We start from the raw sequence: 14,434 nt of genomic DNA on the forward strand, positions 1-14,434 counted from the left end.
CGTCACTGCATTGTCATCTTTTTGTCATACAGGACCGCTAGGGTGTGCGCATGAATGATCTGGCCAATTCCACCATGACTACCAATCCCCCCAAGCGAATTGACTTCAATACGCCTGAGCTGCAACGCAAGCGCCGTATCCGCGCGCTCAAAGACCGCCTGACCCAATGGTATGTGCTGATAGGCGGTCTGGCCGTCCTCGGCGCAATCACCTTGATCTTCTTCTTCCTCGGTTACGTCGTAATGCCGCTGTTCCAGGGCGCTGACTTGACCGCCAAGGACGCCATCACCCCTGCCTGGATACAAGACGCCGGCAAGCCGTTGATGATCTCTCTTGAAGAGCAGAACCAGGTCGCTATGCGGGTTTCCGACAAAGGTCAGGCGTTGTTCTTCGACATCGACAGTGGTGCTGAATTGAGCCGCGTGAACCTGCCGATTCCGGCCGGCATCAGCGTGACGTCCATTGGTGAAGACCAGCCGGGGCATCCGTTGGTGGTAGTTGGCTTGTCAAACGGCCAGGCCCTGGTGTTCCGCCACACTTACAAAGTCAGCTACCCGGATGGCAAGAAGACCATTTCGCCAGCCATCGAATACCCGTACGGTGAAACACCGATCGCGCTGAACGAGCAGGGCGGCGCCCTTGAGCGCGTCAGCCTCAACGCCACCGAATCGGCGCTGGTGGTTGCCGGCTCTACCGGTCCGCAGCTGCATGTGCTGTCGCTGACCCGCGAAGAAAACATGATGACCGGTGAAGTCACCAGTAATCAGACCCGCATCGAACTGCCGCAAATGACCGAGACGGTCAAAGCGATCTACATCGATCCGCGCCAGCAATGGCTGTACGTGGTCAACGGTCGTGCCCAGGCCGACGTGTTCAGCCTGCGCGACAAGAGCCTCAACGGTCGCTACAAGCTGCTCGAAGACGGCAATGCCGAAGTGACTGCCAGTACCCAACTGGTGGGCGGTATCTCGTTGATCATCGGTGACTCCAAAGGCGGCCTGGCCCAGTGGTTCATGGCCCGCGACACGGATGGCGAGCTGCGTCTGAAGCAGATTCGGACCTTCCAGATGAGCACCACGCCGATCGTTGAAATCACCGCTGAAGAACGTCGCAAAGGTTTCATCGCCCTGGACGCCTCGGGCAAGCTCGGTGTGTTCCATAGCACCGCCCACCGCACTTTGCTGGTTGAACCAGTGGTCGACGGCGCCGGTATTTTCGGTCTGTCGCCACGAGCCAACCGCGTTATCGTCGAGGCGGGTGGCAAGCTGCAACCGCTGCTGCTCGACAACCCGCACCCGGAGGTTTCCTGGAGCGCGCTGTGGGGCAAGGTCTGGTACGAAAACTACGACGAGCCTAAGTATGTCTGGCAGTCGACCGCCGCCAACACTGACTTCGAACCCAAGCTGAGCCTCTCGCCGCTGACCTTCGGTACGCTGAAAGCTGCGTTCTACGCCATGCTGCTGGCCGCACCGCTGGCCGTCGCCGCCGCGATCTATACCGCGTATTTCATGGCTCCGGGCATGCGCCGCAAGGTCAAACCGGTGATCGAGCTGATGGAAGCGATGCCGACGGTGATCCTCGGTTTCTTCGCCGGTCTGTTCCTGGCACCGTATGTCGAAGGTCATTTGCCGGGCATCTTCAGCCTGCTGATGCTGCTGCCGATTGGCATCCTGGTGGCCGGGTTCGCCTGGAGCCGCCTGCCTGAGTCGCTGCGCCTGCGGGTTCCGGACGGCTGGGAAAGCGCAATCCTGATTCCGGTGATTCTGTTCGTAGGCTGGCTGTCGCTGTACATGAGCCCGTACATGGAAACCTGGTTCTTCGGCGGCGACATGCGCATGTGGATCTCCCACGACCTGGGCATTACCTACGACCAGCGCAACGCCCTGGTAGTCGGTCTGGCCATGGGTTTCGCCGTTATTCCGAACATCTACTCGATTGCCGAAGACGCTGTGTTCAGTGTGCCGCGTGGCCTGACGCTGGGTTCGCTGGCACTGGGTGCTACTCCATGGCAGACCATGACACGGGTGGTGATCCTCACCGCCAGCCCGGGCATCTTCTCGGCGTTGATGATCGGCATGGGCCGTGCGGTGGGTGAAACCATGATCGTGCTGATGGCCACCGGCAACACCCCGGTCATGGAATTGAACCTGTTCGAAGGGCTGCGTACCCTGGCCGCCAACGTCGCGGTGGAAATGCCCGAATCGGAAGTCGGCGGCAGCCACTACCGCGTGCTGTTCCTCTCGGCGCTGGTGCTGCTGTTGTTCACCTTCATCATGAACACCCTCGCCGAGCTGATCCGTCAGCGTCTGCGCAAGAAATACTCGTCGCTTTAAGAAAGGTAGAAGTCTGTGAAACAGAACTCCCTAAAAGGCTGGTTCAAGAGCGGCGCCCCCGGCGTCTGGATCAGCGGTGGTGCGGTGTCCATCGCGGTCATCATGACCCTCGGTCTGCTGGCAGTGATTGCCGTGCGCGGTCTGGGCCATTTCTGGCCGGCGGACCTGATGCACGCCAGTTACAACGTGCCGAACCAGGCCAATCACATCGTCATCGGCGAAGTGGTGCAGAAAGAAGAAGTGCCTCGTGAGCGCCTGAAAAGTGCTGGCCTGCCAGTACCTGATCAAGGCCCGGAGTTCATGACCCGCGAGCTGATCAAGGTCGGCAACCGTGACCTCAATGGCAACGACTTCACCTGGATCGTTGGCGAGTGGCTGACCAGCCAGAGCACGCCTGCTGAACTGATGACCATCGAGCGTCGTGAGTGGGGCAACTTCTACGGCTACCTGGTCAACGTCAAGCAGGACGGCAAGGTCATCGCTGAAGGCGAGGCCGCATGGCCGGAGCTGCAAGCCCGTGTCGAGCGCGTCAACAAGCTCGCCGTGCAACTCAAAGCCCTCGAAAAGTCTGACATCGGTGCCATCAACGCCGGCCTCGAACGTTTGCGTCTGCATGCTCGCAAGCTGGAACTGGCCGGCAAGCTCGATGCCGCCGCTCAGGCGGATATGGACGGGGAGCGCGCCGAGCTGAACAACCGCTATCAGGCGGTCGAAGCGCAGCTCAGTGACCTGCACACGCAGTTCAATCGCGACAGCCTCACGGCCCGCGATGCCAACGGTAAAGAAGTGGAAATCGGCATCGGCAAAGTGGTTCACGCCTATCAGCCGAACGCCATGAGCACGCTGACCAAAGTCGGTTTCTACTTCAACAAGGCCTGGGAATTCCTCAGCGACGACCCGCGTGAAGCCAACACCGAAGGCGGGATCTTCCCGGCGATTTTCGGCACCGTGATGATGACCCTGATCATGGCCATGATCGTTACCCCGTTCGGCGTGCTGGCGGCGGTTTACCTGCGTGAATATGCACGTCAGGGCCCGATGACCCGACTGATCCGCATCGCCGTGAACAACCTGGCAGGTGTTCCGGCCATTGTGTACGGCGTGTTCGGTCTGGGTTTCTTTGTCTACGTATTGGGCGGCTCGGTCGACCGTTTGTTCTTCCCTGAAGCGCTACCGGCACCTACCTTCGGTACGCCGGGCCTGCTCTGGGCGTCCCTGACCCTGGCATTGCTGGCGGTGCCGGTAGTCATCGTCGCCACGGAAGAAGGTCTGGCGCGGATTCCTCGCACAGTGCGTGAAGGTTCGTTGGCGCTCGGTGCGACCAAGGCGGAAACGCTGTGGAAGATCGTTCTGCCGATGGCCAGCCCCGCGATGATGACCGGCATGATCCTCGCCGTGGCCCGCGCCGCTGGTGAAGTGGCGCCGCTGATGCTGGTGGGCGTGGTGAAACTGGCCCCGTCGCTGCCGATGGATGGTAACTACCCGTACCTGCACCTGGACCAGAAGATCATGCACCTGGGCTTCCATATTTATGACGTCGGCTTCCAAAGCCCGAACGTCGAAGCCGCACGGCCGCTGGTGTACGCCACGGCGCTGCTGCTGGTGCTGGTGATCGCCTTGCTCAACCTGTCCGCGGTGGCGATTCGTAACCACCTGCGCGAAAAATACAAAGCTTTGGATAGTTAATCGCCGCCGACCCTGTAGGAGCGAAGCTTGCTCGCGATGGCATCACCGCGGTGAGCCGGTTAAAACTCACCGGCGGCATCGCGGGCAAGTCGGATCGCCGCACCGCTCGCTCCTACAGAACGGCATTACCGCTGGCCCGCCTCGTGAGGCCAGCGGCCAACTGAATCGAATTTGTTAGCGTAGGGAGCATCCCATGCAGCACGAAGCACACAGCCACGGCATCAACATGTCCGCCCTGGGGCGCGACAAGCAAAGCTTGAGTCTGGCGCAAGAAACCGTCGCCATCGAAGTGCCGAGCCTGAGCCTGTATTACGGCGACAAACAAGCGCTGTTCGACGTCAGCATGAACATTCCCAAGCAGCGCGTGACCGCCTTCATCGGCCCGTCCGGCTGCGGCAAGTCGACCCTGCTGCGTACCTTCAACCGGATGAACGATCTGGTCGACGGCTGCCGCGTGGAAGGTGAAATCAATCTGTACGGCAACAACATCTACCGCAAGGGTGAAGACGTCGCCGAATTGCGTCGCCGGGTCGGGATGGTGTTCCAGAAGCCTAACCCGTTCCCGAAAACCATCTATGAGAACGTGGTTTACGGCCTGCGCATTCAAGGCATCAACAAAAAGCGTGTGCTCGACGAAGCGGTCGAATGGGCGCTTAAGGGCGCGGCGCTGTGGGAGGAGGTCAAGGACCGCCTGCACGAGTCGGCACTTGGCCTGTCCGGTGGTCAGCAGCAACGCCTGGTGATTGCCCGCACCATCGCCGTGGAGCCGGAAGTCCTGTTGCTCGACGAACCGTGCTCGGCTCTGGACCCTATCTCGACGCTGAAAGTGGAAGAGCTGATCTACGAGCTGAAATCCAAATTCACCATCGTTATCGTCACCCACAACATGCAACAGGCCGCCCGGGTTTCTGACTACACGGCGTTCATGTACATGGGCAAACTGGTGGAGTTCGGCGACACTGACACCCTGTTCACCAATCCGGCGAAGAAGCAGACTGAAGACTACATCACCGGTCGTTACGGCTAGGAAGCAGCAGTCGTTCACTGAACCAACGCTGCGGTCGACCGCACCTTACCGGACGCTCCAAGGACGCCAACCATGATTAGTAAAGACAGCCTCACGCATCACATCTCCCAGCAGTTCAATGCCGAACTCGAGGAGGTGCGCAGCCACCTTCTGGCGATGGGTGGTTTGGTGGAGAAACAGGTCAACGACGCCGTGACCGCGCTGATTGAAGCCGACTCGGGTCTGGCCCAGCAAGTGCGCGAGATCGATGACCAGATCAATCAAATGGAGCGCAACATCGACGAAGAGTGCCTGCGCATTCTGGCTCGTCGCCAACCGGCGGCGTCCGACCTGCGTTTGATCATCAGCATCTCCAAATCGGTGATCGACCTGGAGCGCATCGGCGATGAAGCGACCAAGATCGCCCGTCGCGCCATCCAGTTGTGCGAAGAAGGCGAAGCGCCGCGCGGTTACGTCGAAGTCCGGCACATCGGTGACCAGGTGCGCAACATGGTCCGCGATGCACTGGACGCCTTCGCGCGCTTCGACGCCGATCTGGCGCTGTCGGTGGCACAGTACGACAAGGTCATCGACCGCGAATACAAGACCGCGCTGCGTGAGCTGGCGACCTTCATGATGGAAGACCCGCGCTCTATCTCGCGGGTCTTGAGCATCATCTGGGTCCTGCGTTCGCTGGAGCGGATCGGTGACCATGCGCGCAACATCTCGGAACTGGTGATCTACCTGGTGCGTGGCACCGACGTACGTCACCTGGGCCTCAAACGCATGAAAGAAGAAGTTGAAGGCACAAGCGCTGAAAGCGCTAATGTTCCGGGCAAACCTGACGATAAGTAAGATTGCCCAAGAAAAGCGCCCGGCCTTTTGGTCGGGCGTTTTTGTTTGTGGTTTTCGAATTCATAGCACCCGCGAACGAAAAAAGTACCGGCGTGGCTGAAGAGTTTTGGCAAATTGCCATCAGATGAGCGTTATGCTTGCCGGGATTTTTTAAAGGGGTGGTCGATGAGTAAGGTAAGTGTGTTGGTGGTGGATGATGCTTCGTTCATTCGTGATCTGATGAAGAAGTGCCTGCGCAACTACTTCCCCGGCATCAGGATTGAGGATGCTGTCAACGGCAGGAAAGCCCAGGCCTTACTCGCCCGTGAAGCGTTCGATCTGGTCCTGTGCGACTGGGAGATGCCGGAAATGTCCGGCCTCGAACTGCTGACCTGGTGCCGCGAACAGGACAACCTCAAAGCCATGCCGTTCGTCATGGTCACCAGCCGTGGCGACAAAGAGAACGTGGTTCAGGCGATCCAGGCCGGCGTTTCCGGCTACGTCAGCAAACCCTTCACCAACGAGCAGTTGCTGACCAAGGTCAAACAGGCCCTGAACAAGGTCGGTAAACTCGACACCTTGCTTTCCAGCGCCCCCACCAAAATGAACTCGGCGTTCGGCAACGACTCCCTCAGTGCGCTGACCGGCGGTAAGGCTGCAGTGGTTCCGGCGGCTGCTGCCCCGGTCAGCCCGTTCGCCAAACCTGCAGCCGAGGCGCCGGCTCGAGGTCTGCTCAACAGTCCACCGGTCAAGGCGCCAGCAGCTTCCGGCGCCTCGGCTGGCGGTCGTGGTCAAGGCCAATTGCGTCTGCCCAGCGGTACCCAACAGTGTGTGATCAAGGCGCTGAGCATCAAAGAAGCGCTGCTGGTAGTAAAACGCACCGACACCCTGCCGCAAATCCTCGACAGCGCCGTGCTCGACCTTGAGCAGGGCGACAACGCCGAAGTGGCGCGTCTGAACGGCTACCTGCACGCGGTCGTCGCCCACGAGCCGAAACCGGACAGCGACTGGCTGCAACTGACCTTCCGCTTTGTCGACCAGGACGCGCAGAAACTCGACTACATTTCCCGACTGATCGCTCGCGGTACGGCGCAGAAGCATTTTGTGCCGGGTGCATAAGCGTTTTTGGGTCTGATCGATCTCTATTCCGACGCTCAGACCGTCTATCGCGGGCAAGTCGGATTGCCCGCGATATGGCGGCCTTGAATTCAACACAATCCTCCCTGAATCAACGCACAGTTCTGAAACATCTGACGACTTCGCTGGTGCATCACAGCTGATAGGCTGCTTTGCACGCCTTAGTCGACAGATCCTTGCCCATGCTCGCGCGATTGTTGTTTTTCTGTGGTCTTTTCATGGCCACCACATCGGCTGTGGCCATGACGATCTACAAGTCCACCGACGCCAGCGGCGTGGTCTCGTTCAGCGACCGGCCAACGCTGGGCGACAAGCCGTTGGTCTATACCCCAAGGTTCCGCTATTCGCTGGGTGACCCTTCAGGGGCGGTGCAGGCCTATCGTTATCCACTGCCTTGGCGAGGCGGGCCGTTTCGGCTGACTCAGGGGGCCAACGGTCAATACAGTCACTTCGCAGTCAAGAGTCGCTATGCCATGGACATTGCCATGCCCGAAGGCACGCCCATCATCGCGGCCCGTGGCGGGATAGTGGTGAAGACTGAAAATACCCAGACCGGGCGTGGCACCGACCCTTCCGGCAACTTTGTCCGGGTGCTGCACGACGACGGCACCATGGGCGTCTATCTGCACCTCAAGCAAGGCTCGGTGAATGTTCGTGAGGGGCAGCGAGTGGCGGTGGGGAGCGCGTTGGCGTTGTCAGGCAACACCGGCAACAGCAGCGGGCCGCACCTGCATTTTGTGGTGCAGCGCAATACCGGCCTGGGGTTGGTGTCGATCCCGTTTCAGTTCAATCAACCGGTAGGGGCGCTGCCCAACTTTGCGTTGGGCAGGCAATGATTGTTTAAAAGCAGAAAATCGCAGGCGGTCGCCCGCCTTGTGCTTAATCGAGCATCAACACCTTGGCCAATATGATTTTCGGGCCTTTCATCTTTTTGATGATGATCCGCAAACCTTCGACTTCCAGTACTTCTTCCTCTTCCGGCACCCGTTTCAGGGTTTCGTAGACCAGCCCGGCGAGGGTTTCGGCTTCGATGTGGTCCAGGTCGATGCCCAGCAGGCGTTCGACCTTGAACAGCGGCGTATCGCCACGCACCAGCAGTTTGCCCGGCTGGTAGGCGAGGATGCCGCGTTCGGCCTTGCGGTGTTCGTCCTGGATGTCACCGACCAGCACTTCCAGCACGTCTTCCATGGTCAGATAGCCAATGATGTTGCGATCGGCTTCTTCCACCAGCACGAAGTGCGAGCCGCCCTTGCGGAACTGCTCCAGCAAGTGCGACAGCGGCATGTGTCGGGACACGCGCTCCAGCGGGCGGGTCAGTTCGGCGAGGTTGAACGACTCGGGAATGTGGTCCAGCGCGGCCAGTTCCAGCAGCAGATCCTTGATGTGCAGCAGACCGACGAACTCATTGCGCTCGGTGTCGTAGACCGGGTAGCGGCTGAACTTGTGGCGACGGAACTGCGCGAGGATTTCCTTGAGCGGAGCGTTGAACTCGATCGATACCAGGTCCTCACGGGAGTTGGCCCAGTCGACCACCTCCAGCTCGCCCATTTCCACGGCCGAGGCCAGTACTCGCATGCCTTGGTCGCTCGGATCCTGGCCACGGCTGGAGTGCAGTATCAGTTTCAGTTCCTCACGGGTGTAATGGTGGTCGTGATGCGGGCCGGGTTCGCCTTGGCCGGCGATCCGCAGGATGGTATTGGCGCTGGCGTTGAGCAGGTAAATGGCCGGGTACATCACCCAATAGAACAGGTACAGCGGCACCGCGGTCCACAGCGACAGCAACTCGGGCTTGCGAATCGCCCAGGATTTTGGGGCCAGTTCGCCGACCACAATGTGCAGGTAGGAAATGATGAAGAAGGCGGTAAAGAACGACACGCCTTTGACCACTTCAGCGGAATGTACGCCGACGGCGTCGAGTAGTGGTTCGAGAATGTGCGCGAACGCCGGCTCACCGACCCAACCCAGGCCCAGGGAAGCGAGGGTAATACCCAGCTGGCAGGCAGACAGGTAGGCGTCGAGCTGGCTGTGTACGGTGCGCAGGATCTGCCCGCGCCAGCCATTGGTGTGAGCGATGGACTCAACCCGGGTCGAGCGCAGTTTGACCATGGCGAACTCGGCCGCAACGAAGAAGCCGTTGAGCAAAACCAGGATCAGTGCAAAAAGGATCATGCCGAAATCGGCGAAGAGTGAGGCGAGGGTGAAACTAGGGGAAGGGTCCATGGTGGAGTTTTGCGGGTTCCGTATATTCGAAAAGAAAGAGGATTGCCGAGCCTGAAAGGCAGGCCCAAGTCAGCCAATGTAGCGGCTGACAGGGTGATTGCCTAGTGGTCAGTCATTGTGGAGCTAGTCGGTCAGGCTGCCGGCCCTGGATTTCGTGACTTGGGCGGGTACGAAATGGCAGGTGAAGGTGCTGCCATGGCCCAGCACGCTGCTGATCTCCAGCCGCGCGCGGTGGCGCAGCAACACGTGTTTGACGATGGCCAGCCCCAGCCCGGTGCCACCGGTATTGGAGTTGCGGCTGGAGTCGACGCGGTAGAAGCGTTCGGTCAGGCGCGGCAGGTGTTTGCTGTCGATGCCGATGCCGGAGTCCTGCACGCTGAGGTGTGCGCCTTGTTCGTCGCCCCACCAACGAATGCGGATGTTGCCTTCGGCCGGGGTGTATTTCACCGCGTTGAACACCAGATTGGAGAACGCACTGCGCAGCTCGGCTTCGCTGCCCTTGAGCAAAATCGAAGAATCGGCTTCCAGCGTGATGCGTTGATTGCGTTGCCCGGACAATGCCAGAGCATCGTTCTTGATCGATAGCAGCAGGTTGTCCACCGACACTGGCTGATTATCCGACGGGTAGTCGGTGGCTTCCAGCTTGGCCAGCAGCAACAAGTCATTGAGCAGGGTCTGCATGCGTCCACCTTGCTGCTGCATTTGCTGCAGGGCGCGGGTCCAGCGCGGGTTCACTTCTTCGATGTTGTCGAGCAAGGTTTCCAGGTAACCGCAAATCACCGTCAGCGGCGTACGCAGCTCATGGGACACGTTGGCGATGAAGTCTTTGCGCATCTGTTCGAGTTGATGAATGCGGGTGACATCGCGCACCAGCATCAAGTGCTCGTTGTTGCCGTAGCGGGTGATGTACAGCTGGATACGCAGGCGATCATTGGTCGGCGAGGGGATTTCCAGCGGTTCGGCGTAGTTTTCCTGCTCGAAATATTCCTTGAAGCGCGGGTGGCGTACCAGGTTGGTCACCGGTTGGCCACTGTCCTGCGGGGTTTTAAGGCCGAGCAGGGTTTCTGCGGCGCGGTTCCACCATTCCAGGTTGCCGTCGCTGTCGAGCATGATCACCGCGTCTTTCAGCGCGGCCGTGGATTCCTGAACCCGGTCGATCACCGCTTGCAGCCGCCCGCGCACCCGCTGGTCGCGGCGTTGCAGGTGATAGATGCTGTCGAACACTTCGCCCCACAGGCCATAGCCGTCGGGCGGGGCGTCGTCGGGTTTGTGCAGGCGCAGCCATTCGTGCAAACGCAACAGCTGCTTGAGCGTCCAGCCCAGATAGGCCCCCAGGCCAATGGCCAGGCTCCAGCCGTAATAACCGCTGATCAAACCGATCAGCAAACAGCCGGTGATCAGAAGCAGCATGTGGCGTATCAGGGTGCCATGCCAGTTTTGGTTCAATTAAACATGCGTCCTTGTCAGCTTGTCCGGCGGGTAAGTGCGGCTCAGCCTTTGGTGGAAAAGCGATAGCCGGTGCCACGTACGGTTTGTACCAGATTCTCATAGGCATCGCCGAGGGCTTTGCGCAGACGACGGATATGCACGTCAACAGTGCGCTCCTCGACATACACATTGCCGCCCCAGACCTGATCGAGCAGTTGCCCGCGGGTATAGGCACGCTCCTGGTGAGTCATGAAGAACTGCAGCAAGCGGTATTCGGTGGGACCCATCTCGGCGGGTTTGCCGTCGATGGTCACGCGATGGCTGATCGGGTCGAGCAGCAGGCCACCGACTTCGATCGGCGCTTCGCCATCGGTCGGGCCGGCGCGGCGCAGTACGGCCTTCAGACGGGCGACCAGCTCACGAGGGGAAAAGGGTTTGGTGATGTAGTCGTCGGCGCCGACTTCCAGGCCCTGGATCTTGTTGTCCTCTTCGCCCTTGGCGGTGAGCATGATGATCGGGATATCCCCGGTCAGCTCATCGCGCTTGAGGCGCCGGGCCAACTCGATGCCTGACGTGCCGGGGAGCATCCAGTCGAGCAGAATCAGGTCGGGCTTGCGGTCGACAATGATGGCATGGGCCTGCTGGGAGTTTTCCGCTTCCAGGCAGTCGTAGCCGGCCATTTCCAACGCAACGGCGATCATCTCGCGAATAGGCGCTTCGTCGTCAACAATCAGAATGCTCCTGCCAACCATGCTGAATCCTCTTGTCATTTAACTGTCTTGCGCCGCATTAGATAACGGAATTATTGCAGTCGTGTGACAGTATTTTAGTGCCAGAGCGATCGGCGCGTTCCTGAACTAAGCTCTAAGTCCCACACCTGACAACCACAAAAGGAAGGTTTCTATGTCTCACAGCACTGTTTCCTGGAAAGCCTTGTTGGTGATTGCTGCACTAGTCCTGCCGGGGCTGGCTTTTGCTGCCGATCCGGCGATGACAAAGGGCGGAATGCTTGTCGACCAAAAGGGCATGACCTTGTACACCTTTGCCAAAGACACTGCTGACAAGTCCATGTGCAATGACGCATGCGCCGCCAACTGGCCGCCGCTGATGGCCACCAGTGCCGACAAGTCCAAGGGCGACTGGACGGTGATCAAACGCGCTGACGGCAAGATGCAATGGGCCTACTACGGCAAGCCGCTGTACACCTTCGTCATGGACAAGAAGGCTGGTGACATGACGGGTGAAGGGAAAATGGACGGCGCCTGGCACGTTGCCAAACCTGAATAGTTCGGGTTAGTCCTGAGGTCGATCCCCTGCAAGCCCGCTCCTGCAGGAATAACACAGTTCTTGTGGGAGCGAGGCTGTTGCCCGCGAAGCGTCAGCCCAAACACCGCAAATTCTCTGGTCGAGCTCTTTCCATGTGGCGAGAGCTCCCGCCGGCCGGTCCGTGCTCGGGCGCAGTAGTCGCAAAATCTATAGATGCAGTGTGCTGACAAAATGCGATCGCAGGCTTCAGGGCCGCTGCGCTTCGTCGTCAACAATCAGAATGCTCCTGCCAACCATGCTGAATCCTCTTGTCATTTAACTGTCTTGCGCCGCACCAGATAACGGAATTATTGCAGTCGTGTGGCGGTATTTTAGTGCTACGGCGATTAGCGCAATCCTGAACTAAGCTCTAAGTCCGACTCCTGACAACTACAAAAGGAAGGTTTCTATGTCTCACTGCACTGTTTCCTGGAAAGCCCTGTTGGTGACTGCTGCACTAGTCCTGCCGGGGCTGGCACTTGCCGCAGAACCGGGGATGATGAAAAACGGCATGATGGTCGATCAAAAGGGCATGACCTTGTACACATTCGACAAGGACACAGGCGGCAAGTCGATGTGTAACGCTGATTGTGCCAAGAATTGGCCGCCGATGATGGCCCCGGCGGGTGCCAAGGCCGAAGGCAAGTGGACGATCATCAAGCGTGACGACGGCATGATGCAATGGGCTCATGACGGCAAGCCGATGTACACCTATAAAATGGACGCGAAACCGGGAGACGCAATGGGTGACGGCAAAGGTGGTGTCTGGCACATGACCCAGAAGTAGTTGATCTGCGCCACCTGCAAGCCTTGCTCTTACCCGTAGGAGCGAGGCTGCCAGCGAAGGCGTCAGCCCTGACGCCTGTCAGGACTCACATTCAACGTAACCCGTAATCCGCCACGATCCCGACAAATATCGCCAACCCCGCCCAATGGTTATGCAGGAAGGCCTGGAAACATTTCAGTCGGTCCTTGTCTCGGGTGTACCAGAACTCCCAGGCAAAACACGCCGCCGCCGCCGCAAGCCCGAGGTGGAACCAGCCGCCCAGCTCGAAGCGTGCGCCTGCCAGCAGCAAGCAACCCAGCGCGAGCCCTTGCAGGGTGAGGATGATCGCCCGATCCGCATCGCCAAACAGGATCGCCGTGGATTTCACGCCGATCTTCAGGTCGTCGTCACGGTCGGTCATGGCGTAATAAGTGTCGTAACCCACGGTCCACAGCAGGTTGGCGATATACAGCAGCCAGGCGGCGGCCGGCAGGTTGCCGGTTTCGGCGGTGAACGCCATCGGCATTCCCCAGGAAAACGCCGCGCCCAACACCACTTGCGGGTAATAGGTGTAGCGCTTCATGAAGGGGTAACTGGCCGCCAGCGCCAGCCCGCCGAATGACAACCAGATAGTCGTCGAATTGGTGCACAGCACCAGCAAAAAGCTCACGCTCATCAGCACCGCAAAGAACAGCAGTGCCTCTTTGGAGCTGATCTTGCCGCTGACTAGCGGACGCTGCTCGGTGCGCTTCACATGGCCATCGACTTTGCGGTCGGCCCAGTCATTGATGACGCAACCGCCAGCGCGGGTCAGCACCACACCAAGAACGAAGATCACGATGTTGCTCAGCGATGGCGAGCCCTTGCCGGCAATCCACAGTGCCCAGAGGGTCGGCCACAGCAACAGGTAAATGCCTATCGGCTTGTCCATGCGGGTCAGCTGAATGAAGTCCCAGGCGCGCGGGTTCAGGCGATTCAGCGATTTGAGCAGGCTCAGGTACATCAGCAGTTCTCCGGATGGGCGCTCGCGGCGAGCCAAAGGGTCGGGAGGAATATTTCCGCGACCAGCACGCTCAATGCACCCCGATCAAAACGTGAACGACGCCCCCAAAGCCCGGGAGCCCGGGACTCGACGGGCAGCCACTGGAGTGGGTAATGGCAGACCTCGATGGCGCGGCGCTGGAACGCCTGATCGCAGAACAACAGCTCGCCCAGCGAACGGCTGCCCAGTTCATCCATATTCAGCCCGCCACCCTGCAAGGCACTGCGCGCCGCCACGCTGCGGGCAAAGACCCACGGCTGGCCATGACCGCGCAAATACACCTCGCGGATCCAGCCCTGACTCTCCGGGGGGAGGTTCAGCGCGGTGCATTCGTCGGCGCGCAGCGTTTGCCAGCCCTCGAACAGTGGCGTGACACTGAAGCCGTTATCCGACAGCCGGGTCAGGCGGCGGGTCAGCGAGCCTTCATCGAACAACCAGTCGAGGGTTTGCGCGTCGGGGAGGGGCGTCAGATGGCTTTGGGGCAGCCAGACAGGGGCAGGGGTGAGGGGCGTAGAGTGCGGCACAGTGAGTCATTATTGGCAGCAAATGAGGCGGCGAGCTTACCATGTTGATAAGCGATTGAGCCTGATCGGGTCCGGCCCGCGCGTCGAACGTGCTTGCATCTATTGATCCCGATCAGTACAAAACGCCCTGAGCCGCACGGCGAGGCATTAGAC

Annotated in this window: 13 protein-coding genes; 8 read left to right on the forward strand and 5 right to left on the reverse strand. The window is 59.7% G+C overall.

Features of this window, described 5'->3' with window-relative positions; all coding sequences use genetic code 11:
• The first annotated feature begins 299 nt into the window (after positions 1 to 299).
• The 6 genes from AC07W5_RS01140 (at position 300) to AC07W5_RS01165 (ending at position 7,832) form a co-directional block, all read left to right on the forward strand.
• On the forward strand, positions 300 to 2,333 hold the full coding sequence (locus AC07W5_RS01140) for an ABC transporter permease subunit (RefSeq protein WP_494991180.1): 2,034 nt from the start codon (positions 300 to 302) through the stop codon (positions 2,331 to 2,333).
• Between the two features lie 15 nt (positions 2,334 to 2,348).
• The gene (gene pstA / locus AC07W5_RS01145; protein ID WP_495010464.1) at positions 2,349 to 4,019 is read left to right on the forward strand and encodes a phosphate ABC transporter permease PstA; all 1,671 of its coding nucleotides are present in this window, start codon (positions 2,349 to 2,351) and stop codon (positions 4,017 to 4,019) included.
• Between the two features lie 193 nt (positions 4,020 to 4,212).
• Entirely contained in the window at positions 4,213 to 5,046 is an 834-nt protein-coding gene (pstB, locus tag AC07W5_RS01150) for a phosphate ABC transporter ATP-binding protein PstB (protein ID WP_494990944.1), read from the forward strand.
• Between the two features lie 72 nt (positions 5,047 to 5,118).
• A complete protein-coding gene (gene phoU, locus AC07W5_RS01155; protein WP_494990943.1) occupies positions 5,119 to 5,880 on the forward strand; it encodes a phosphate signaling complex protein PhoU in 762 nt (253 codons plus the stop codon).
• Between the two features lie 165 nt (positions 5,881 to 6,045).
• A complete protein-coding gene (locus AC07W5_RS01160; protein ID WP_495010463.1) occupies positions 6,046 to 6,978 on the forward strand; it encodes a response regulator in 933 nt (310 codons plus the stop codon).
• 200 nt (positions 6,979 to 7,178) lie between these two features.
• On the forward strand, positions 7,179 to 7,832 hold the full coding sequence (locus AC07W5_RS01165) for a M23 family metallopeptidase (RefSeq protein ID WP_495022647.1): 654 nt from the start codon (positions 7,179 to 7,181) through the stop codon (positions 7,830 to 7,832).
• A 43-nt stretch (positions 7,833 to 7,875) separates the two neighbouring features.
• On the opposite strand, the gene AC07W5_RS01170 is transcribed toward AC07W5_RS01165, so the two are convergent.
• From AC07W5_RS01170 to phoB, 3 genes are all read right to left on the reverse strand, one after another.
• Positions 7,876 to 9,216 (reverse strand): hemolysin family protein, encoded by a 1,341-nt coding sequence (locus AC07W5_RS01170; protein WP_495010461.1) that lies wholly within the window; start codon positions 9,214 to 9,216, stop codon positions 7,876 to 7,878.
• A gap of 123 nt (positions 9,217 to 9,339) precedes the next feature.
• A complete protein-coding gene (gene phoR / locus AC07W5_RS01175) occupies positions 9,340 to 10,626 on the reverse strand; it encodes a phosphate regulon sensor histidine kinase PhoR (RefSeq protein WP_494990939.1) in 1,287 nt (428 codons plus the stop codon).
• A gap of 80 nt (positions 10,627 to 10,706) precedes the next feature.
• Positions 10,707 to 11,396 (reverse strand): phosphate regulon transcriptional regulator PhoB, encoded by a 690-nt coding sequence (gene phoB, locus AC07W5_RS01180; RefSeq protein ID WP_003176964.1) that lies wholly within the window; start codon positions 11,394 to 11,396, stop codon positions 10,707 to 10,709.
• Between the two features lie 151 nt (positions 11,397 to 11,547).
• Between phoB and AC07W5_RS01185 the strand changes: the two genes are divergently transcribed.
• Together AC07W5_RS01185 and AC07W5_RS01190 are read left to right on the forward strand one after the other, a co-directional pair.
• Positions 11,548 to 11,931, forward strand: a complete 384-nt coding sequence (locus AC07W5_RS01185; RefSeq protein WP_494990938.1) for a COG4315 family predicted lipoprotein — start codon at positions 11,548 to 11,550, stop codon at positions 11,929 to 11,931.
• Between the two features lie 427 nt (positions 11,932 to 12,358).
• Positions 12,359 to 12,736 carry a COG4315 family predicted lipoprotein gene (locus AC07W5_RS01190; RefSeq protein ID WP_495010459.1) on the forward strand — a complete coding sequence of 126 codons (378 nt, stop codon included), beginning with the start codon at positions 12,359 to 12,361 and terminating at the stop codon, positions 12,734 to 12,736.
• A 91-nt stretch (positions 12,737 to 12,827) separates the two neighbouring features.
• Here the strand turns inward: AC07W5_RS01190 and ubiA are convergent, their stop codons facing one another.
• A complete protein-coding gene (ubiA, locus tag AC07W5_RS01195) occupies positions 12,828 to 13,718 on the reverse strand; it encodes a 4-hydroxybenzoate octaprenyltransferase (protein WP_495022648.1) in 891 nt (296 codons plus the stop codon).
• Positions 13,718 to 14,281, reverse strand: a complete 564-nt coding sequence (locus AC07W5_RS01200; protein ID WP_495010458.1) for a chorismate--pyruvate lyase family protein — start codon at positions 14,279 to 14,281, stop codon at positions 13,718 to 13,720. Before AC07W5_RS01200 ends, ubiA begins: the two co-directional genes overlap by 1 nt.
• Positions 14,282 to 14,434 lie beyond the last annotated feature (153 nt).

The sequence above is a fragment of the Pseudomonas sp. GW821-FHT01E05 genome, assembly GCF_059422425.1.